The sequence below is a fragment of the Microbacterium sp. ZW T2_14 genome, assembly GCF_044987405.1.
In the GTDB taxonomy this organism is placed as follows: domain Bacteria; phylum Actinomycetota; class Actinomycetes; order Actinomycetales; family Microbacteriaceae; genus Microbacterium.
Genome location: NZ_JBJDRK010000052.1, coordinates 13,677 through 30,311, shown reverse-complemented (window position 1 = coordinate 30,311; position 16,635 = coordinate 13,677). Strand labels below are relative to the sequence as shown.

The window sequence follows — 16,635 nt, the reverse complement described above, 5'->3', positions numbered from 1 at the left end:
GAGACAGCGGGACCGGCCGCCGAGGCGCTCGCGGCCGGTCCCGCTGTCTCCGCGCCGCCGGTCGCGGACGAGCAGCCGAAGCGGCGCCGCGGACGGGGAGGCGGACGGATGCTGTTCACTCTCGCGGCGAGCATCGCGGCCGTCCTGACGATCGTGGGGATCTGGAGCCTCATCCGAGCGCCGCAGTCGGTCGAGATCGCGTCGGCGAGCCTGGACGCCTTCCCGGATCACCCCGGTGCCGCCGGCACGGCGGAGGTGACCGAGCTCGCGGACGGCGAGCGCACGCTCACGGTGAGTCTCAAGGACTCCGATGACCGCGACGGGTTCCGTGAGGTCTGGCTCATCACGGCGGACGCGTCGGCACTGGTGAGTCTGGGCGAGCTCGACGGGAGGAAGGGGACGTTCGTGGTCCCCGCTGACGTCGACCTGCGCGACTACGTGCTCGTCGATATCTCGCAGGAACCGCTGGATGGCGATCCCACCCACTCCGGCGACTCCATCGTGCGCGGGCAGCTCGAGTTCAGCTGACCACCGCCCGTCGCCGACCCGGCGCGCGCTCGGCTGGGCGCGGTGATGTCCGAGGCGACGTCCCTGCCCCTGCATCCATATCGGCCACTTCGGGCGAATACCTCTACGGCACCCTCCGTTCGGACGGTGCCGGGCATCGCATCGAAGGAGATCGAACCATGAAGAAGTCTCGCCTGGCCGTCGCGGCGGTCGCCGCGCTGGCCCTCGTGTTCACATCCACGCCCGCTCAGGCTCACGGCGGCGGGGCGCCCGCGGGCACGATCGTGGACGTCGCGGTCGCCGCATCCGGCGACGGCACCCCCGACGGCAACCCCTGGGACTACGACATCCTCGTGCAGGCTGTCCTCGCCACCGGGCTCAACGGCGCGCTCGCGGATGCGGGCCAGACCTACACGGTCTTCGCGCCGAACGACCGCGCGTTCCTCCGGCTGGTGACCGACCTCACGGGCACGGCGCCGGCCAGCGAGGCTGCCGCCCTGGCGGCCATCACCTCGACGTTCACCACGGCGCAGATCTCGAACATCCTGCTGTACCACGTGGTCGCGGGCCAGAAGCTCGGCCCCCTGAAGGTGCTGACGGCCGGCTCGCTCACCATGGCGAACGGCGGCATCGTCAAGCCTCGCGGCATCACCCTGCGTGACGAGACCCCCGCCCTCACCGACCCGCGGCTGGTGTTCTGGGCGATCAACATCCCGGCGACCAACGGGGTGATCCACACGATCGACCGCGTCCTCGTTCCCGCGACCTACTGACGGACGGCCGAGGGATGCCGCGACCCGGGTCGCGGCATCCCTCAATGTCCTTCGTGTGTGACGACCGGGAGCACGGTCCCATCGGCGTCGAGCAGCGCGGCGCCCTGGCACGTGCCGAGCGCCGGCACCACCGCGATCGTGACGACGGCGGCCGCGGCGATGAGGCTCCAGAGGCTCGTGCTTCTCGAGGGGTGGCGGCGCCCGCGAAGGATGCCGCAGGCAACGACGACACCGAGCCCGACCAGCAGAGCGATCGCGAGGACGCTCGCCCGGCCGGGCTCGGTGGCGAGCAGAGTCAGCCCCACGATGACTGCTGCTGACACGCCGGCAACCGCCCCCCGCGGTGCCGGCGTGCGATCAAGAGCGAGGGCGGCCGCGCCCCAGGCGAGCGCGGCCACCCCCACCACGACAGAGACTGCGCCGAGCACCCGCGAGAGGGTGTCGGCCTGGAGCGCGACGATCGCCGCGGCTCCGAGTGCCGCGCTGACCAGGCCGAAGCCCCACGCGGCGATCGGCACCCACAACGGGGCGCGAGTGACCGCGCGCTCCGTCGCGGGTGCCTCGTGACGCACGGTCACGCCGTCGCGACCCGCGACGTCCGCTCGGCAGCCAGACCGACAGCGAGCAGCACGATGGCGCTGGCGAGGTGCAGGAAGTGGTCGGGCGCGTTCAGCGCGAGGATGTTCGCCGGCGTGCCGACCAGGAAGAAGCCGACGACACCCAGGAGCAGGTACGCGGCGCCCACCGTGATGTTCACGATCTTGGCAGGACGCGCGCCACGGAGGCCGGCGATGAGCAGCGCTGCGCCGATCAGGAGGTGCGCGATGTTGTGCAGCGGGTTCACCTCGAAGATGCCGAGCAGCAGCCCACCCTCGGTCGCGATGAAGCTGACGCCTCCCGTGAAGGCGAAGCCCAGGAGGCCGACGAGCAGGTAGACGGCGCCGAAGACGGTGGCGACGATGCGATTCGGTGACGAGCCCATGGGAGACCTCTCTTTCTCAACGGCGATCTGCCGTGCTGTGAAAGGTCTTCGGTGCGGGTCGGGAATCGGATGGGATGCCGCGGCTGAGGGCAGTCGTCCGGCCGAGGATGCGCCGTGGGGACTCGAGCGATCGAACGTCGAGTCCCCACTGGTGAAGGCGGGGGTGCGCTCAGCCCGCCATGACCCGGGCGTGGAGAGCCTGCACGGCGTAACGCGCCGACCAGAACGCCCCGTGCTGCCACGCGGAGATCTCCGACATCCAGTCGCCGGCGAAGTAGACGTTTCCGGTGCCGGTCTGGAGCTTCTTGAACCCCGGCGAAGCGGTGTTCGGGTACGCCCACGCCCCCTCGATGTACGGCACCCGGTGCCATGCGATGGAGAACGACTGCTCGAGCTCGGTGCGGTACTTCTCGCCGTGGATCTTCACGCCCTGTGCCACCGCGCGGGCCTCGCGGTCGCGCGGGCTCAGCGCTGCGTAGGTGCGAGCGGCATTGCCGGTGTTGTAGTAGCCGACGACGAGGCCCTTCTTCTCGCCGTACCCGTACGAGGGGTACCAGACGTGCTGCAGGTCCATGTCGGTCTCGGTGATCCCGCCGTAGATGCGGTGATCGTTCTCCCACCACCGCGAGCTGTACTGCAGGCCGATCTTGCCCGCCGGCGACGCCGCCGCGAACTCGCCGAGCGCGGAGTCGATCTCGGTTCCCCAGTTCGTGCTCCACTTGCGCATGAGATGCGCCGGCGCGGTGACGATCGCGAAGTCGGCGTCGATGACGCGTGCGGGCCCGTTGGGAGGGCTGTAGGTTACGGACACGCCCGACGTCGTGGTCTCGATCCCGGTGACCGGAGACTGCAGGTGCACGTTCTGCCGGCCTATCGCCTTCACGAAGTACTCGTATGTGGTGTCCATGCCTCCCTTGGGCTGGAACATCAGCATCGCCTGCTCCCAGTTGATCTCGAACGGGAAGTAGTTGCCCATCCTCGTTCCGAGAACCTCGGAGATCGTGCCGGGGCCGGGAAGGGGAGTCCCGGACTCGTTCCAGGCGGACGGGTAGACGGAGTACCCGCGGTTGGAGCCGCCCTTGTATGTGCCGTCGGCCTGCAGAGAGCCCCACCGGCCGAGGAAGTCGCGCAGCCTCTCTTTGTCGGTCGCCGTGAGCTTCTGGTCGAGCGCGCCCTGATCCGTGGCATGCCGGAGGAGCTCGGAGGTGTAGCCGAACCAGTCGGCCTTGGCGGTGCGGTAGCGGGTCGGGTTCCCCGGCGTCGAACCGGCGTTCTCGTTGTAGAGGTACGCGTCGGCGTTCGCGTTGGTGAAGACCTCGTAGGGGACACCGAGCTCGCGGAGGTAGTCCATGGTGACCATCCACTGGGCGATGCGTCCGGCGCCGGCGTTCATGTAGAGGCCGTTGTCCCACTTCGCGGTCTGGGTGTTGCCGTCGAGGTCGGTCTCCTTGTCACCGGGCCGGAGGGTGAGGGTCCGGCCGCCGACACGGTGGCGCGCCTCGAGAACCGTGACGTTGTAGCCCGCCTTCTGGAGCTCGTACGCGGATGCCAGGCCCGCGGGGCCGCCGCCCACGATGACGACCTTCTTCGAAGAGCGTCCCGTGAGGGAGAAATCGCTGCCGCTGGGTGGCGTCCACGACAGTGAGGCGGCGTCGGCCTCGGTCGGCGCGAGGCCGAGCGCTCCCATCGTCGCGAAGAGCACGCCGGCGGTGGAGCCAGCACCCACAGCGTTGAGGAAGCTGCGGCGCGAAACGCTCGCGGTGGTCTGAGTTTCCACGTAATAACCCTCTCGATCTCACGCATCGACCTGCGAGGCGACCGCCGCCCGCGAGCCATGATCAGTGCGTTCATGCGCACATAAGGGCAATATGCCAGTGCGGGAACTCGCCCCCATTTCCCCCAGTTTGCGGGGATGTAAACCGTTTCAGTCCGCAGCGGCACCCACCCCCCGCAGAGATCTCAGCTCGCGTCACAGCGAGGACTCGCCGATGACCCGAGCGGGAAACATGCCACTGCGAGGCTTCATGCGTCGTGACGCATGCGCCAGCTCAGCTGGTGTCTTGCCTGGATTCGAGGAGACCCATGAAGACCCGCTACAAGATCGCGCTCGCCGTCGCCATCACCGCAGGAATCGCCGTCCCCAGCACCGCGGTCGCCGCTGACACGCTGTTCCGCCCGAAGCCCACGGAGGCCGTCCCGTTCGTCACCGGCGACACCCCGTCCATCGCCGATGGGGTGGCTCTCGGCAAGAATGTCGCCTGGTACAAGTCCTCGGGCCTCGGGCCGTCCGCTCTCAACACGACGCCCGGCGTCTCGCCCGAGGCTCGCTACATTCCCACCGACGTGTTCCCCGGCGGTGCGCTGCCTGCGGGCGTCACGATCACCGAGGCGCAGTCGATCAACGCACTGATGCGGATCGGTGAGAACCTGAACAAGGCGGGCCTGTCCTTCGAGGACGTGACCTCGATGCGGGTGTTCCTGCAGAACCCTGCCGGTGAGCAGGCGGCGGATTTCGCCGGGTGGAACCGCGGCTACCGCCAGTTCTTCGCGAACACGAACCTGGCCACCGGGCAGACCCTGCAGGTGCAGCTGGGATCCGTGGCCGGCGAGCCGAAGGTCGTGAACCCCGCGCGTCCGTCCCGGTTCACGATCGAGGTCGAGAACCTGCCCGTGAACGGATGGCTGGTCGAGGTGGAGGTCGACGCCGTCTACCCCGACTGAGCGGACGGCGCGCGATCGTTCGGGCTGCGGTGCCGCGCGGCGTGCGCGAACGTCGAGCAAGAGCGACCGCCCACCGCTGCAGAGCGGACTGTAGCCGATCGCCGACCGTCGCACAGCGGTTTGCAGCGGCACCGCCGGACGGGGTGAACTTGACCAGTGCCTCCGACCGAAGACCTCGCGGACGATCTCGCGATCGCCGTCCGCGGTGCCGATATCTTCGCCGTCTATCAGCCGCAGGTGTCGTTGGAGAGCGGTTCGATCGTGGCCGCCGAGGCACTATGCCGCTGGCGGCATCCGCGGCTCGGCGACATCGATCCGGCGACGATGATCGATGTCGCGGAACGCAGCGGCGTGATCCACGCACTAGGTCGGCGGATGCTCGACGAGTGCCTCGACACGCTTGCCGGATGGCGAGAGACGGGTCGCCAGTGGGCCGTCGCCGTCAACGTGTCGCCGGTGCAGTTCGAGGACGAATCCTTTGCCGAGCATGTCGCCGCCGAGGTCGAGCGACGTGCGTTGACTGCCGGGTCGGTCATCCTCGAGCTGACGCAGGACGCGCAGCGGGTCGACGAGCGCGTGGTGCTGCCCCAGCTGCACATGCTCCGCGATGCCGGCGTGGAGATCTCCCTGGCGGGGTACGGCGCGAGCTCGCCCGCGCTGGACCGACTTCGGACTGTGCCGCTGACGGAGGTGAAGCTGCAGGGCGATCTGGTGCGGTCGGCTCAGGGAGACGCATCAGCGGTGCTGCGGGAGAGGGTCGAGATCGCGCACGCACACGGGCTGCGGGTGGTCGCCGAAGGAGTCGAGACGCTCACTCACCTCGACATCGCCGTGCAGCTGGGCTGTGATCGCGCGCAGGGCTTTCTGATCCGGCATCCGGATTCCGACATCGTCTTCCCATAGAGCGTCGAGACTCGACGACCGGGTGCTGCATCCGTACGTGCCCCTCCGCCGGAATACATCCTCGAGGCCAGTGCCGGCCTCGAGGGGAACTGGAGGAGGCATCGCCATGCGAGCACCGACCGAGGCATTCGCCTACCGCTACGCCGATTACGGCGACGCCGGCGTTCTCCATCGCCATCAGTACCCGCTGCCCGCCCCCGCCTCAGGCGAGGTGCTGGTCGAAGTGATCTCGACGGCGATCAACCACATGGACGCCTTCTTGCGCAACGGCAAGGAGGACAGCTGGCACGACGACCCGTGGCCGCGGCTGTCGGGAAGCGACTTCGCGGGGATCGTCCGCGGCTGTGGCCCGGGCGTGACCACACTCCGCATCGGCGCGAGCGTCGTCGGGCACACCAGAACCGGCGCCCACGCGAGCCACATCGTCGTGCCGGCCGACCAGCTCGTGAGCAAGCACCGCAGCATCGAATGGGAGGTCGCCGGGGGTCTCTTCCTCGCCGGAGCCACCGCGTTGGAGACCCTCGACCACCTTCGGATCGGCTCCTCCGACACGGTGGTGATCTCCGCCGCGGCGGGCGGTGTCGGCAGCATCGAGGCGCAGCTCGCGAAGCACCGCGGAGCTCGCGTGATCGGCACATGCGGCGAGCGCAACTTCGACTATCTGCGGCAGTTGCACATCACGCCCGTGAAGTACGGCGAGGGGATGGCGGACCGGATCCGGCGGCTCGCCGGCGGATCGATCACCGCCTACATCGACAACTACGGCAAGGACGGCCGCGAGGTCGCAGAAGCCCTCGACGTTCCCCCCGAGCGCTATCGCTCCAGCGCGGACAGGCGGGAGGTCGAGCTGCGGATGCTGCGAGACGATGCCGAGTCGGCTTCGCATGCGACGCAGGTGCTGCAACGCGTGGTGGACCTGGCCGGCGTCGGAGCGTTCCGCCTTCTTGTCTCGGGTCTGTACCCCATCGAGGACATCGTGGAGGCCTTCGAAGACCTGGCCAAGCTGCACGCGCGCGGGAAGATCGTGCTGGCCACCCACCCGGTCACGCGCACGCGCTCGCTGCGGGCCCGCGAGATCTTCGAGCGGATGCCGTAGCCCGGGCTCTACGGCCTCGGCACAGGATTTGTCCAGTCCCTGCTTCCCGCCGCACCCTCCTGGCAGGCTGAGGCCATGCGAGAAGGAGATGCGATGAAGCAGCGCACGCTGGCGGGAGGACGGGTTTCGGCGATCGGGCTGGGCGCCATGCCGCTGTCGATGAACAACGACAAGGAGTATCCGTCGTTCGAGGATGCCGTGGCCACCGTGCACGCCGCGCTCGACGCGGGCGTCACGCTCATCGACACCGCCGACATCTACGCCCCGGACGGTGAGGAGATGGGGCACAACGAGCGCATCATCGCCGAGGCGCTGCGCACGTGGGACGGCGACGCGTCGAGCATCTTCGTCGCGACGAAGGGCGGCATCACGCACGGCGAAGGCGGCGCCAAGGTGCGCGACGGGTCGGCGGCGTACCTGCGCTCGGCGGTCCAGAAGTCGCTCGACATCTTCGGGGTCGACCAGATCGAGCTCTACCAGTACCACCGCCCCGACCGCTCGCGCGTGTACGGCGACATCATCGCGGGGCTGAAGGCCCTACAGGACGACGGCCTGGTCCGCGCGATCGGCATCTCCAACGCGAGCGTCGAAGAGATCCAGATCGCGATCGATGTGCTCGGCGAGGGCAACCTCGCCAGCGTGCAGAACGAGTTCTCGCCGAAGCATCCGGGAAGCATCGACGAGCTGCGCTTCTGCGGAGAGCGCGGCATCGCCTTCCTGCCGTGGAGTCCGCTGGGCGGCACCGGCGGGGGAGCGCGCCGGGTCGGCGATCGCTTCTCGGCGTTCCGCGAAGTGGGCGAGGCGCACGGCGTCAGCCCGCAGCAGGCGGTGCTCGCGTGGGAGCTGGCGCTGGGCTCGCACGTCATCCCGATTCCGGGGGCGCGCCGCGCGGCATCCATCATCGACTCGGCTCAGGCGGCAGACCTCGAGCTCACCGCCGACGAGGTCACCCGGTTGTCCGAGTCGGTGGGGATCTTCGACGACTGAGTCGGAAGATCGGATGCGGCGACTCGCCGACGTCGCGACGGTCAGCCGTGCGGAGGTACGCGCGGGAGGGCCCGTCGAGGCGCTGATCGACACGGGCGGTTGTATCTCCTCGCCCCGAAGGACCTCTTGACCAGCGGGACGACAGACCGCGGTTGGACCCGATGTCCATGGCGCAAATGTGCGGAACGCGGGACGATGAGTGCCTGGCTTCGTCGAGCGCGAAGGAGACGGCATGGCCGAGGTTGTGGGATTCGCCATGGTCGGTGGCAAAGGTGAGATCTACGTCGAGGTCAAGGACGACGACGTCGGGGTCGAGCGGGCATCCCGCGGCGGCGAGCTCTTACACAGCGCCGTCGACGTCGGGGCCGCGCTCGGCAAGGTCGAGGAGTTCACGACCGGCGTGCTGGCGAGGTTCACGAGTCTGCCGCGGCCACCGGACTCGGTCGACCTGGAGTTCGGCATCAAGCTCAGCGCCGCAGCGGGAGTCGTCATCGCCCAGACCGGCGCGGAGGGGCATCTGACGGTGAAGCTGAGCTGGACCAGGCCGGCTAAGGAACAGGACGATGCCGACGCCTGAGGCCCGGCCGTGGCAGGTCCGGCTGCTCGATTCGACCGGCTCACCCATGGGCGGTGGCGTCCTCGTCGACGAGCGCCACGTGGTCACATGCGCTCACGTGGTCCGAGAGGCACTCGGCGTGGATGACCCCGCGGTGCAGGCGCCGGCCGAGGTCGTGCGGGTCGACTTCGTGCGCTCCGAATCCGCCCCCGTCGAAGCGACGGTCGAGGCCTGGGCGGATGTCGCCGAAGACGGCCGAGCCGACGTTGCGGTGCTTGCGCTGTCAGAGCCGGCACCTGTGGGTTCACAGCCCGCACCCGTCCGCCGCTCCGACGGCGTGCTCGGCCATGACTTCGACGTGCTCGGCTTCCCTCGCGGGTACGACGAGGGCCTCAGTGCATCGGGAACGATCCGCAGACCCGCTGGGGGTGGCGGGGACTGGGTCGAGCTCTCTGTACGGACCGGCACACTCGTTGCTCGTGGCTTCAGCGGCTCCCCGGTCTTCGACGAGGAGTTGGGTGCCGTGGTGGGCATCATCGTGGGCGCCGACAAGGATCGGGAGAACCGCGCCGCCTGGATGATCCCGGTGAGCAGACTCAGCCGTTACTGGCCGGCTCTGGACGATGTCGTGCGCCACTGGTCGATGTATCCCCCCAACGAGTTCATCAGTCACTGGTCGCCGAGGTCCCGCGGCGTCGAGCGGCATAGCAGCCGCGGCTCGTTCTTCACCGGTCGGCGACAGGCGATGAAGGAGCTGTCCGACTGGCTCGCGAACGGCCCAGCCGACGGTCGGGTGCGCGCGGTGACCGGCGGACCTGGTTCAGGCAAGTCGGCGGTTCTCGCCCGGCTCGCGGTGTTGGCCGACCCGCTGGTCCGTCCGCTGCTGCCCGATCGTCCAGAAGAACCGGCGCCGTTGATCGATGTTGCGGTCCACGCCCGCGGAAAGAGCGCCGCCGAGGTCCTTGCCGCGATCGCGTCCGCCGTCGGCATGCCGCCGTCCTCGTCCGAGACGTGGGTCGACGATCTCGTATCGCGGGGACGGCCCTTGACCGTGTTGGTCGACGCGCTCGATGAGTCCGCCGAACCGATGGAGACGGCGACCCTGCTGCGGCGGACGGCGGCCGTGGGGGCCGAGGGCCGGGTCAAGGTGCTCGTCGGCACCCGCCTCGGGTATGAGGAGGAGCTCCGCCACCAATTGGGTGCCCGCACCGTCGTGCTCGACTTGGACGTCGAACCCTACCTGGACCGTGCGGACCTGGCCGACTATGTCCACAGTCGGCTCACCAGCGGCGGGGCAGCGTACGACGGAGCGGAGGAGCCTGCCAGGCAGGTCGCAGAGGTGATCGCGACCCGCTCCTACCCATCGTTCCTGCTTGCCCAGCTCTCGACGAGTGCCTTGGCGGTCGAGGGGCGCGTCGACCTCGACGTCGAAGGGTGGGAATCACGCTTCGCGGAGAGCGTCGCCGATGGCTGGCACGACTACCTGGATCGGTTCGGCGACCGGCGCCGTCAGGTGCAGGACTTGTTGTTGCCACTCGCGTATGCGCAAGGCACGGGTCTCGGGACCGGCGACGACCTCTGGCCCAGCCTGGCTTCAGCGCTCAGTGGGCGGCGCTACGAGGCTCGCGACGTGGAGTGGCTGCTCGAGCACGCCGCCGCCTACCTCGTCCAGGAGCTCGTCCAGGACGACCGGGCGGTGTACCGGCTGTACCACCAGACCCTGGTGGAACACCTGCGGCGGGTGACCCGCGAACCCGAGGTGTGGCGGCGCTTCGCGCGCCACCTCATCGACGAGGTGCCGCGGCGAGCGGATGGACTCCCCGACTGGACCCGCGCGCGGGCATACACGCTCGCCCACCTGCCGACCCACGCTGCCGCGGCGGGGTTGCTGGGCGAACTCGCCTCAGATCCGCTATTCCTCGCCACCGCGGACCGCGATCAGCTCGCCCGCGTGCTGCGTGCGGCGACAGATGAGCAATCCCTGTCCATCGTGCCGGCTTACCTCGCCGCATTGCCCGAACTGGGGCCATCGGTCGACGACAATCTCAACCACTTGGCGCTGGCCGCTCACCTGATCGGTCCGCGAGACCTTGTAGAGCGCGTGGATCGTCTGGATCCGAAGGTTCCACTGCGTGTTCTGTGGGCCACCCCCACCTCGACCGTCCGCAGCCACTACCTCGCCGGAGCGGCGGGTGGTGTGGCCGCGGTCGCGCCGGTCGTTGTAGATCGTCGTTCATGCCTCGCCGTCTGCGCACTCGACGGCACAATCCGGATCTGGGATGCCGACGGCTATGCCCCGCGCGGTCCTGAGCTTGCGATGCCAGGCCACTACGGCTCGCCGTTCCTGGCTGCCGCGACGATAGGAGGACGGTCGGTGGTCGTGACCGGGCGTCAGGACACGATCTACGTGGTCGACTTGCTCGTCGCGGGGCGCGACACGATCACGCCCGAGGTGGTCGCCTCCATTTCGTTCGACGACGCGAGCGTCACCGCAGCCGCGGTTTCGGTCCTGCGGGGCGCCCCGATGGTGGCTGTCGGCTTCCACGACGGCGTGATCCAGCTACGTCACCTCGACCACCTCGAAGAAGAAGTTGTGAGTTGGCAGATCCACGAAGGGCCAGTGCTCTCCGTTCAGCTCGCCGGAGACGACGTCGTGTCCGCCGGGGCCGACGGCGGGATTTCCTGGCTGACAGTCAACCAGGAGTTCGAGATCTCTGAGCTCTCCTCCACTGGGATGGAGGACGCGACCTGGGTCAACGAGGCCCGCCTCATCGCGACTTCCGAGGATGGCGCCGTGCTGACGGTCGGATTCGCCGACGGGACGCTGGGCTGGTGGCCCGACGGCGCAGCGGAGCCTTCCAACGTCGTGGTGGCCTCTGCTCCCGCTTTCGGCACCTATGTCGAGGTGTACGACGGCAGCCTGATCACGACCACTACAACGGGCTCCGACATGAAGACATTGGAGGCTGCGCGGGAGGCAGAGCGGCGACGTCGACGCGAAGCGAGGGATCGGGCGCGGATGGACCCCGAACCGATCGAGATCGGCGAACGGGCGGAGGAGGTCGCTGCAGAGCCCGGAGGTGACCTGCCAGTCGCAGACGAGGACGACGACAACTTCAGGGTGCTGACCCTCCGGGCGGGGGTGACCTCCGTCGATGCCATGACCATCGAATCCAGGCTATTGCTCGCGGCTGGTGGCTACGACGGCAGAGTCGTACTGGTCGAGAGTGGCGGCGAGCTGCACGAGCTGCAGTCCAGCGGCCCCCCGGTCTCCACCGTGCGCTTCGTCAACATTGCCGGCCGGCTGCTGGTCGTAGCGTCAGATCGCGGTGCCGGAGGAGGAGTGCACGGGTGGGAAGTGAGCTCGGAGGGAGTACCGGTCTCGGGCGACGTCGGCGCGCTTGGCGCCCTTCCGGAGGTGATGTGGACTGTCGACAATTCTGCCGGGAACCGCAGCGTGCTGACCTGGGGCGTGGGTCAAGACGTTGCCATCAGGGACTTGCAGACCGGAGCCGCGCGGATGCTGGGCACAGATCTCGCCGAGCGTGCGGTACTGGACGTCATCGTCGGGCGCTCCGGTGAGGAGGATGTGGCAGTGGCGCTCATCGAGGAGGGAGCAAGCGACGGGCAGGTCCGCGCCTGGTGGGTGGAGACCGGCGGATTGATGGCTGACCAACACCTCGCCGGCCTCGCCGCGGTGACAAGCCCGTACCTGGCTGATGGCCGATTGGTCGCCCAGAGTTTTGACGACGAGTCACGGGTCTTGACATGGGGCTTGGAGGACGAGGACCCTGCCCCCGAGGCCATCATCCTCCGTCGAGAAGGCGCTTCCGTCTGGGGGTCGGACGAGGTGCCAGAACTTCAGGGCGGGTTCCGTCGCGTTCCGGGTGGCCCTCCGCAACTGGTGTTCGCCGTGGGTGATACGTGGAAGCGAGTTGTGCTGGTCGACCTCGACCAGGGAACCGCGCGAGTCCTGAACGACGAATACAGTTCCTCCGAGGCCGCGACCGCCACCATGCTCGGCGGACGGGCGGTGGTGCTGGAGGCCTCGGGTGATGTCATCGAGGTGTCCGCGCCGACGGAGGATCCCTTCGCCCCCGAGCGGATCGCGACGCTCAGCGGAGTCCAGACCGAGGCCGTGACCGTGCTGCGCGCCCTCGCCGAGGCGACTCTCGTCGTGTCCGGCGGTGTCGACGGTTCGGTGCGCGTGTGGCACGATCTCTCGCCGGAGCCTGACGTTCTCGCTCTGCACTCCCCGGTTCGCGACCTCGAGATCGCCGAAGACCACACGATCATCGTGCTCTGCAACCGAGGGCTTGTGGCCCTCCACCCGACACCCTCCAGAGACATGGCGGTCTCGCAGCAAGGCTCCGGCTGAAGTCGCTCCCTACGAGTCCGAACGCGAGACGTCGGCGACCCACGCCTGCAGCTGCTCGACGACGAAGGCATGGTCGTCGGCCTGCGGAAGACCGGAGACGCCGACGGTTCCGACGACGCCGACGCCGGCGACCGTGATCGGGAAGACGCCGCCGTGCGCGGCGTACGCGGTGGTGTCGAGGCGCGCGTCGGTGTCGAAGTCCCCACCGGCGGCGCGGAACGACAGCCCGACACCGAACGACGAGCGCCCGTAGCGCCGCGCGACGCGGGTCTTTCGCTCGAGCCAGCCGTCGTTGTCGGCGCTGGAGCCGGGCAGCGCCGTGTGGAACACCCGTGCCTCGCCGAGGGTGATGCCGATGACGATCGGCAGGCCGGCGGCCGCAGCGGCCTCGCGCATGCGGCAACCCAGAGCCCAGGCATCCGTCACATCGAAGCGGGGGAGCACCACGTCGGCCTCCTCGGCTTCGACGCGGGCGAGCTGGGCGGCCATGTCGTCGGTCATGGGATGAAGGTAGCGTGACGCGCGCGGCAGGGGTGCGGGCCGGCGTTCGCGAGGTGGCTCGTTGGTCCGGGGCGTTTCGTCTCGCTCGCTGGCGCTCCCTCGCTCAACGACCGGGAACTCGGGCGGGCGCGAACGCAGGCGACCGGCGAGTTCAGGCGGGCAGCTGGCGCTCGCGCTCCTTCACTCGCTTCGGGGGAACCGGCGGCGCGGGCTTGTCCAGGGCCCGCAGCATCCGTTCCAGGGTCTCGCGCAACTGCTCGCGCGCGGGCGAGCGCAGGTCGGTCGTGTACTCGACGCCTTCGGGGATCCACGACAGCCCGTACATCGTCTCGCGGAAATCGCCGCCGCCGACCGGCCACCGGGTGCGGCCATCGCCCTCGTCCGACGCGCCCTGGCCCCACTGCCCGAAGTACTCCCGCATCGCGTCGATCGGCAGCTCCATCACCGCGTCCGCCTCGACCGCCTGGCGCACCCACGACCGCGCCACGAGGATGAACTCCGCCACCTCGTCGGGCGTGAGCGGCTTCGGATCGAACAGCACGCGCGTGTGCTCCACCGAAGCGAGACGGTCGACCCGGAACGTGCGCCAGTCCTCCTTCTCGAGGTCCCAGCAGAGCAGGTACCAGTGCCGGTCGGCGGGCGCGAGGGCGTGCGGTTCGACGCGACGGTGAGTGACCTCGCCGGATGCCGCGGTGTACGTGAACCGCACCCGCTCGTGGTCGCGCGTGGCCAGGGCGAGCTCGCCGAGCACCTCGCCCGAGACGGCCGCGCCGGCGTTGAGACCTGCGGGCTGCACGGCGTCCGCCAGGGCCGCCACCCGTCGGCGCAACGGAGCCGGCAGCACCTGCTCGAGCTTCGCGAGGGCCGTGATCGTCGTCTCGGGACCACTGACGAGCCGCTGGGATGCCGCGACCCGCAGCCCGATCGCCATGGCCACCGCCTCTTCGTCGGTGAGCAGCAGTGGCGGCACCGCGCTGCCCGCCTCCAGCCGGTAGCCGCCCGCGGCGCCCGGCGACGACTCGATGCGATAGCCGAGGTCGCGCAGCCGCTCGACGTCGCGCCGGACCGTGCGCTCAGTCACACCCAGGCGATCCGCCAGCTCCGACCCGGGCCAGTGGCGGTGCGTCTGCAGCAGATTGAGCAGCGAGAGCGCTCGCGTCGTCGTATCGGACATGACTCAAGATTGCCGTACATTGCGGACCGAAACTGTCCGCAGAGCTTCCTAGCCTGAGGTCATGGCGAACGAATCGATCATCCAAGCGCAGGGACTCACCAAGCGCTTCACCGTGAAAGGCAAGACCGTCGAGGCCGTTACGGACCTCGCGTTCGAGGTGACGCGCGGCGAGCTCGTCGCATTCCTCGGACCCAACGGCGCCGGCAAGTCGACCAGCCTGCGCATGCTCACCACCCTGATTCCACCGACCGCGGGCACGGCGAAGGTCGTCGGCTTCGACATCCTGAAGCAGTCCGCCGACGTGCGCGCCCGCATCGGATACGTCGGACAGCTCACGAGCGGCAGCTTCTCGCAGCGAGCGCGCGACGAGCTGCTGAGCCAGGGCGCGTTCTACGGCATGTCGAAGGTCGCCGCACGCACGCGGGCCGACGAGCTCATCGAGTCGCTGGACCTCAGCGGCTTCGCCACGCGGTCGGTGCAGCAGCTCTCGGGCGGGCAGAAGCGCCGGCTCGACATCGCGCTCGGGCTGATGCACGCGCCGCCGCTGCTGTTCCTCGACGAGCCGTCGACCGGACTCGACCCGCAGAGCCGCGCCAACCTGTGGCAGCACATCATCGACCTGCGCGCGCAGCACGGCACGACGGTCTTCCTCACGACGCACTACCTCGAGGAGGCCGACCGCTACGCCGAACGCGTCATGGTCATGGACCGCGGCCGCGTGATCGCCGACGACACGGCCACGCGCCTCAAGGCCGAGCTCGCGGGCGACGTGCTGACGTTCGGGTTCGCCACGGAGACGGATGCCGCAGCCGCCGTCGCGGTCGTGCAGAGGCTCACCGATCGCGAGGTGCGCCGGGTCGCGGCATCCGTCGTCCTCACCGCCCCCGAGGGCGACGCGCTGCTGCCGGCCGCCGTCCGCGCGCTCGACGCCGCCGATCTCACGGTGCGCACCGCGACCGGTGTGCCGCCGACGCTCGACGACGTCTTCCTCGCGCTCACCGGCCGCACGCTGCGGGAGGCGGGCGAGGGCGAGAGCGGGTCCGACCAAGACGCCGACCAAGCCCCGGACGAGAGCGCAGACGCCGCGGACGCGGCATCCGGAACCGCCGAACCGGTGGCCGAGAAGACAGGAGCGAACCGATGACCGCCCAGATCCAGACCCGGCCCGACACCGCGGTGCGCGCCAACCCCGCGCGCGACACATGGAACGTGCTCACGCGCGAACTGAAGCCCGTCGCGCGCGACCCGTTCACGCTGATCTTCAGCCTGGTGCAGCCGCTGGTGTTCCTCGGGCTCTTCGCGCCGCTGCTCGTCGGCTCGTCCGGCCAGCCGGTGGGGGAGACCCTGCAGTGGTTCGTGCCGGGCGTGCTCGTGATGATCGTGCTGTTCGGCACCGGGGCGACCGGCTCGAACCTGCAGTACGAGATGATGACGGGCTCGCACGAGCGCACGCTGGTCGCACCGCTCGCGCGGTCGTCGCTGCTGGTCGGTCGCGCGCTGAAGGAGATCGTGCCGATCATCGTGCAGGCGCTCATCATCGTGCTCATCGCCTGGCCGTTCGGCTTCACGATCAACGTGCCCGGACTGGTGATCGGGCTCGCCCTGCTCGCGGTGTTCGGCATCGGGCTCGGGGCGCTGTCGTACACGCTGGCCCTGAAGACCAAGGACCGCGAGTGGCTGTTCTGGGGCGTGCAGCAGACGCTGATCTTCCCGCTGCTGATCCTGTCGGGCATGCTGCTGCCGCTCGACGCGGCACCCGGGTGGATGCGCGCGATCTCCACAGTGAACCCGATCAACTGGGTCGTGCAGGCCGAGCGGGCGCTGTTCGCCGGCGACCTCGGCGACATCACCGTCCTGTGGGGCTGGGTCGCGGCGATCGCGCTGGCGGTGGTCGGCCTCGCCGTCGGCATCCGGGCGATGCGCAAGAGCAGCTGACCATGAACGGATGCCGCGGCCTCGCGCCGCGGCATCCGTCATGCGTGCGCTGCGAGGTTCACAACGCCTATGCAACGGGTTCGGCCGACGGTCGGGAGTGCCGGGAGCGCGGTCCTAGGATC

General features: G+C 69.3%; 15 protein-coding genes. 10 read left to right on the top strand and 5 right to left on the bottom strand.

Features of this window, described 5'->3' with window-relative positions; translation table 11 throughout:
• Together ACI3KY_RS16130 and ACI3KY_RS16125 are read left to right on the top strand one after the other, a co-directional pair.
• On the top strand, positions 1-528 hold a 528-nt coding region (locus ACI3KY_RS16130; protein ID WP_404931165.1), incomplete at its 5' end, for an anti-sigma factor domain-containing protein.
• A 158-nt stretch (positions 529-686) separates the two neighbouring features.
• Complete coding sequence (locus tag ACI3KY_RS16125) at positions 687-1,280, top strand: fasciclin domain-containing protein (protein ID WP_404931164.1); 594 nt, start codon at positions 687-689, stop codon at positions 1,278-1,280.
• A 41-nt stretch (positions 1,281-1,321) separates the two neighbouring features.
• Here the strand turns inward: ACI3KY_RS16125 and ACI3KY_RS16120 are convergent, their stop codons facing one another.
• From ACI3KY_RS16120 to ACI3KY_RS16110, 3 genes are all read right to left on the bottom strand, one after another.
• Positions 1,322-1,858, bottom strand: a complete 537-nt coding sequence (locus ACI3KY_RS16120; RefSeq protein ID WP_404931163.1) for a hypothetical protein — start codon at positions 1,856-1,858, stop codon at positions 1,322-1,324.
• Positions 1,855-2,262 carry a DUF4383 domain-containing protein gene (locus ACI3KY_RS16115; protein WP_404931162.1) on the bottom strand — a complete coding sequence of 136 codons (408 nt, stop codon included), beginning with the start codon at positions 2,260-2,262 and terminating at the stop codon, positions 1,855-1,857. Before ACI3KY_RS16115 ends, ACI3KY_RS16120 begins: the two co-directional genes overlap by 4 nt.
• Positions 2,263-2,431: 169 nt before the next feature.
• On the bottom strand, positions 2,432-4,039 hold the full coding sequence (locus ACI3KY_RS16110) for an FAD-dependent oxidoreductase (RefSeq protein WP_404931161.1): 1,608 nt from the start codon (positions 4,037-4,039) through the stop codon (positions 2,432-2,434).
• 305 nt (positions 4,040-4,344) lie between these two features.
• On the opposite strand from ACI3KY_RS16110, the gene ACI3KY_RS16105 reads away from it, so the two are divergent.
• The 6 genes from ACI3KY_RS16105 (at position 4,345) to ACI3KY_RS16080 (ending at position 12,903) form a co-directional block, all read left to right on the top strand.
• Positions 4,345-4,983 carry a Rid family hydrolase gene (locus ACI3KY_RS16105; protein ID WP_404931160.1) on the top strand — a complete coding sequence of 213 codons (639 nt, stop codon included), beginning with the start codon at positions 4,345-4,347 and terminating at the stop codon, positions 4,981-4,983.
• 156 nt (positions 4,984-5,139) lie between these two features.
• Positions 5,140-5,886, top strand: coding sequence for an EAL domain-containing protein (locus ACI3KY_RS16100; protein ID WP_404931159.1), 747 nt, complete (start codon positions 5,140-5,142; stop codon positions 5,884-5,886).
• Between the two features lie 106 nt (positions 5,887-5,992).
• A complete protein-coding gene (locus ACI3KY_RS16095) occupies positions 5,993-6,982 on the top strand; it encodes an NADP-dependent oxidoreductase (protein WP_404931158.1) in 990 nt (329 codons plus the stop codon).
• A 93-nt stretch (positions 6,983-7,075) separates the two neighbouring features.
• Complete coding sequence (locus tag ACI3KY_RS16090) at positions 7,076-7,969, top strand: aldo/keto reductase (protein ID WP_404931157.1); 894 nt, start codon at positions 7,076-7,078, stop codon at positions 7,967-7,969.
• A 232-nt stretch (positions 7,970-8,201) separates the two neighbouring features.
• Positions 8,202-8,546: a CU044_2847 family protein gene (locus ACI3KY_RS16085; RefSeq protein ID WP_404931156.1), complete on the top strand. Its 345-nt coding sequence runs from the start codon at positions 8,202-8,204 to the stop codon at positions 8,544-8,546.
• The gene (locus ACI3KY_RS16080; RefSeq protein ID WP_404931155.1) at positions 8,533-12,903 is read left to right on the top strand and encodes a trypsin-like peptidase domain-containing protein; all 4,371 of its coding nucleotides are present in this window, start codon (positions 8,533-8,535) and stop codon (positions 12,901-12,903) included. Before ACI3KY_RS16085 ends, ACI3KY_RS16080 begins: the two co-directional genes overlap by 14 nt.
• Positions 12,904-12,912: 9 nt before the next feature.
• Here the strand turns inward: ACI3KY_RS16080 and ACI3KY_RS16075 are convergent, their stop codons facing one another.
• Entirely contained in the window at positions 12,913-13,404 is a 492-nt protein-coding gene (locus tag ACI3KY_RS16075; protein WP_404931154.1) for a heme-degrading domain-containing protein, read from the bottom strand.
• A gap of 151 nt (positions 13,405-13,555) precedes the next feature.
• Positions 13,556-14,578 carry a helix-turn-helix transcriptional regulator gene (locus ACI3KY_RS16070; RefSeq protein ID WP_404931153.1) on the bottom strand — a complete coding sequence of 341 codons (1,023 nt, stop codon included), beginning with the start codon at positions 14,576-14,578 and terminating at the stop codon, positions 13,556-13,558.
• A gap of 61 nt (positions 14,579-14,639) precedes the next feature.
• Between ACI3KY_RS16070 and ACI3KY_RS16065 the strand changes: the two genes are divergently transcribed.
• Both ACI3KY_RS16065 and ACI3KY_RS16060 read left to right on the top strand, forming a co-directional pair.
• Complete coding sequence (locus ACI3KY_RS16065) at positions 14,640-15,722, top strand: ATP-binding cassette domain-containing protein (protein WP_404931152.1); 1,083 nt, start codon at positions 14,640-14,642, stop codon at positions 15,720-15,722.
• Positions 15,719-16,513 (top strand): ABC transporter permease, encoded by a 795-nt coding sequence (locus ACI3KY_RS16060; RefSeq protein ID WP_404931151.1) that lies wholly within the window; start codon positions 15,719-15,721, stop codon positions 16,511-16,513. Before ACI3KY_RS16065 ends, ACI3KY_RS16060 begins: the two co-directional genes overlap by 4 nt.
• Positions 16,514-16,635 lie beyond the last annotated feature (122 nt).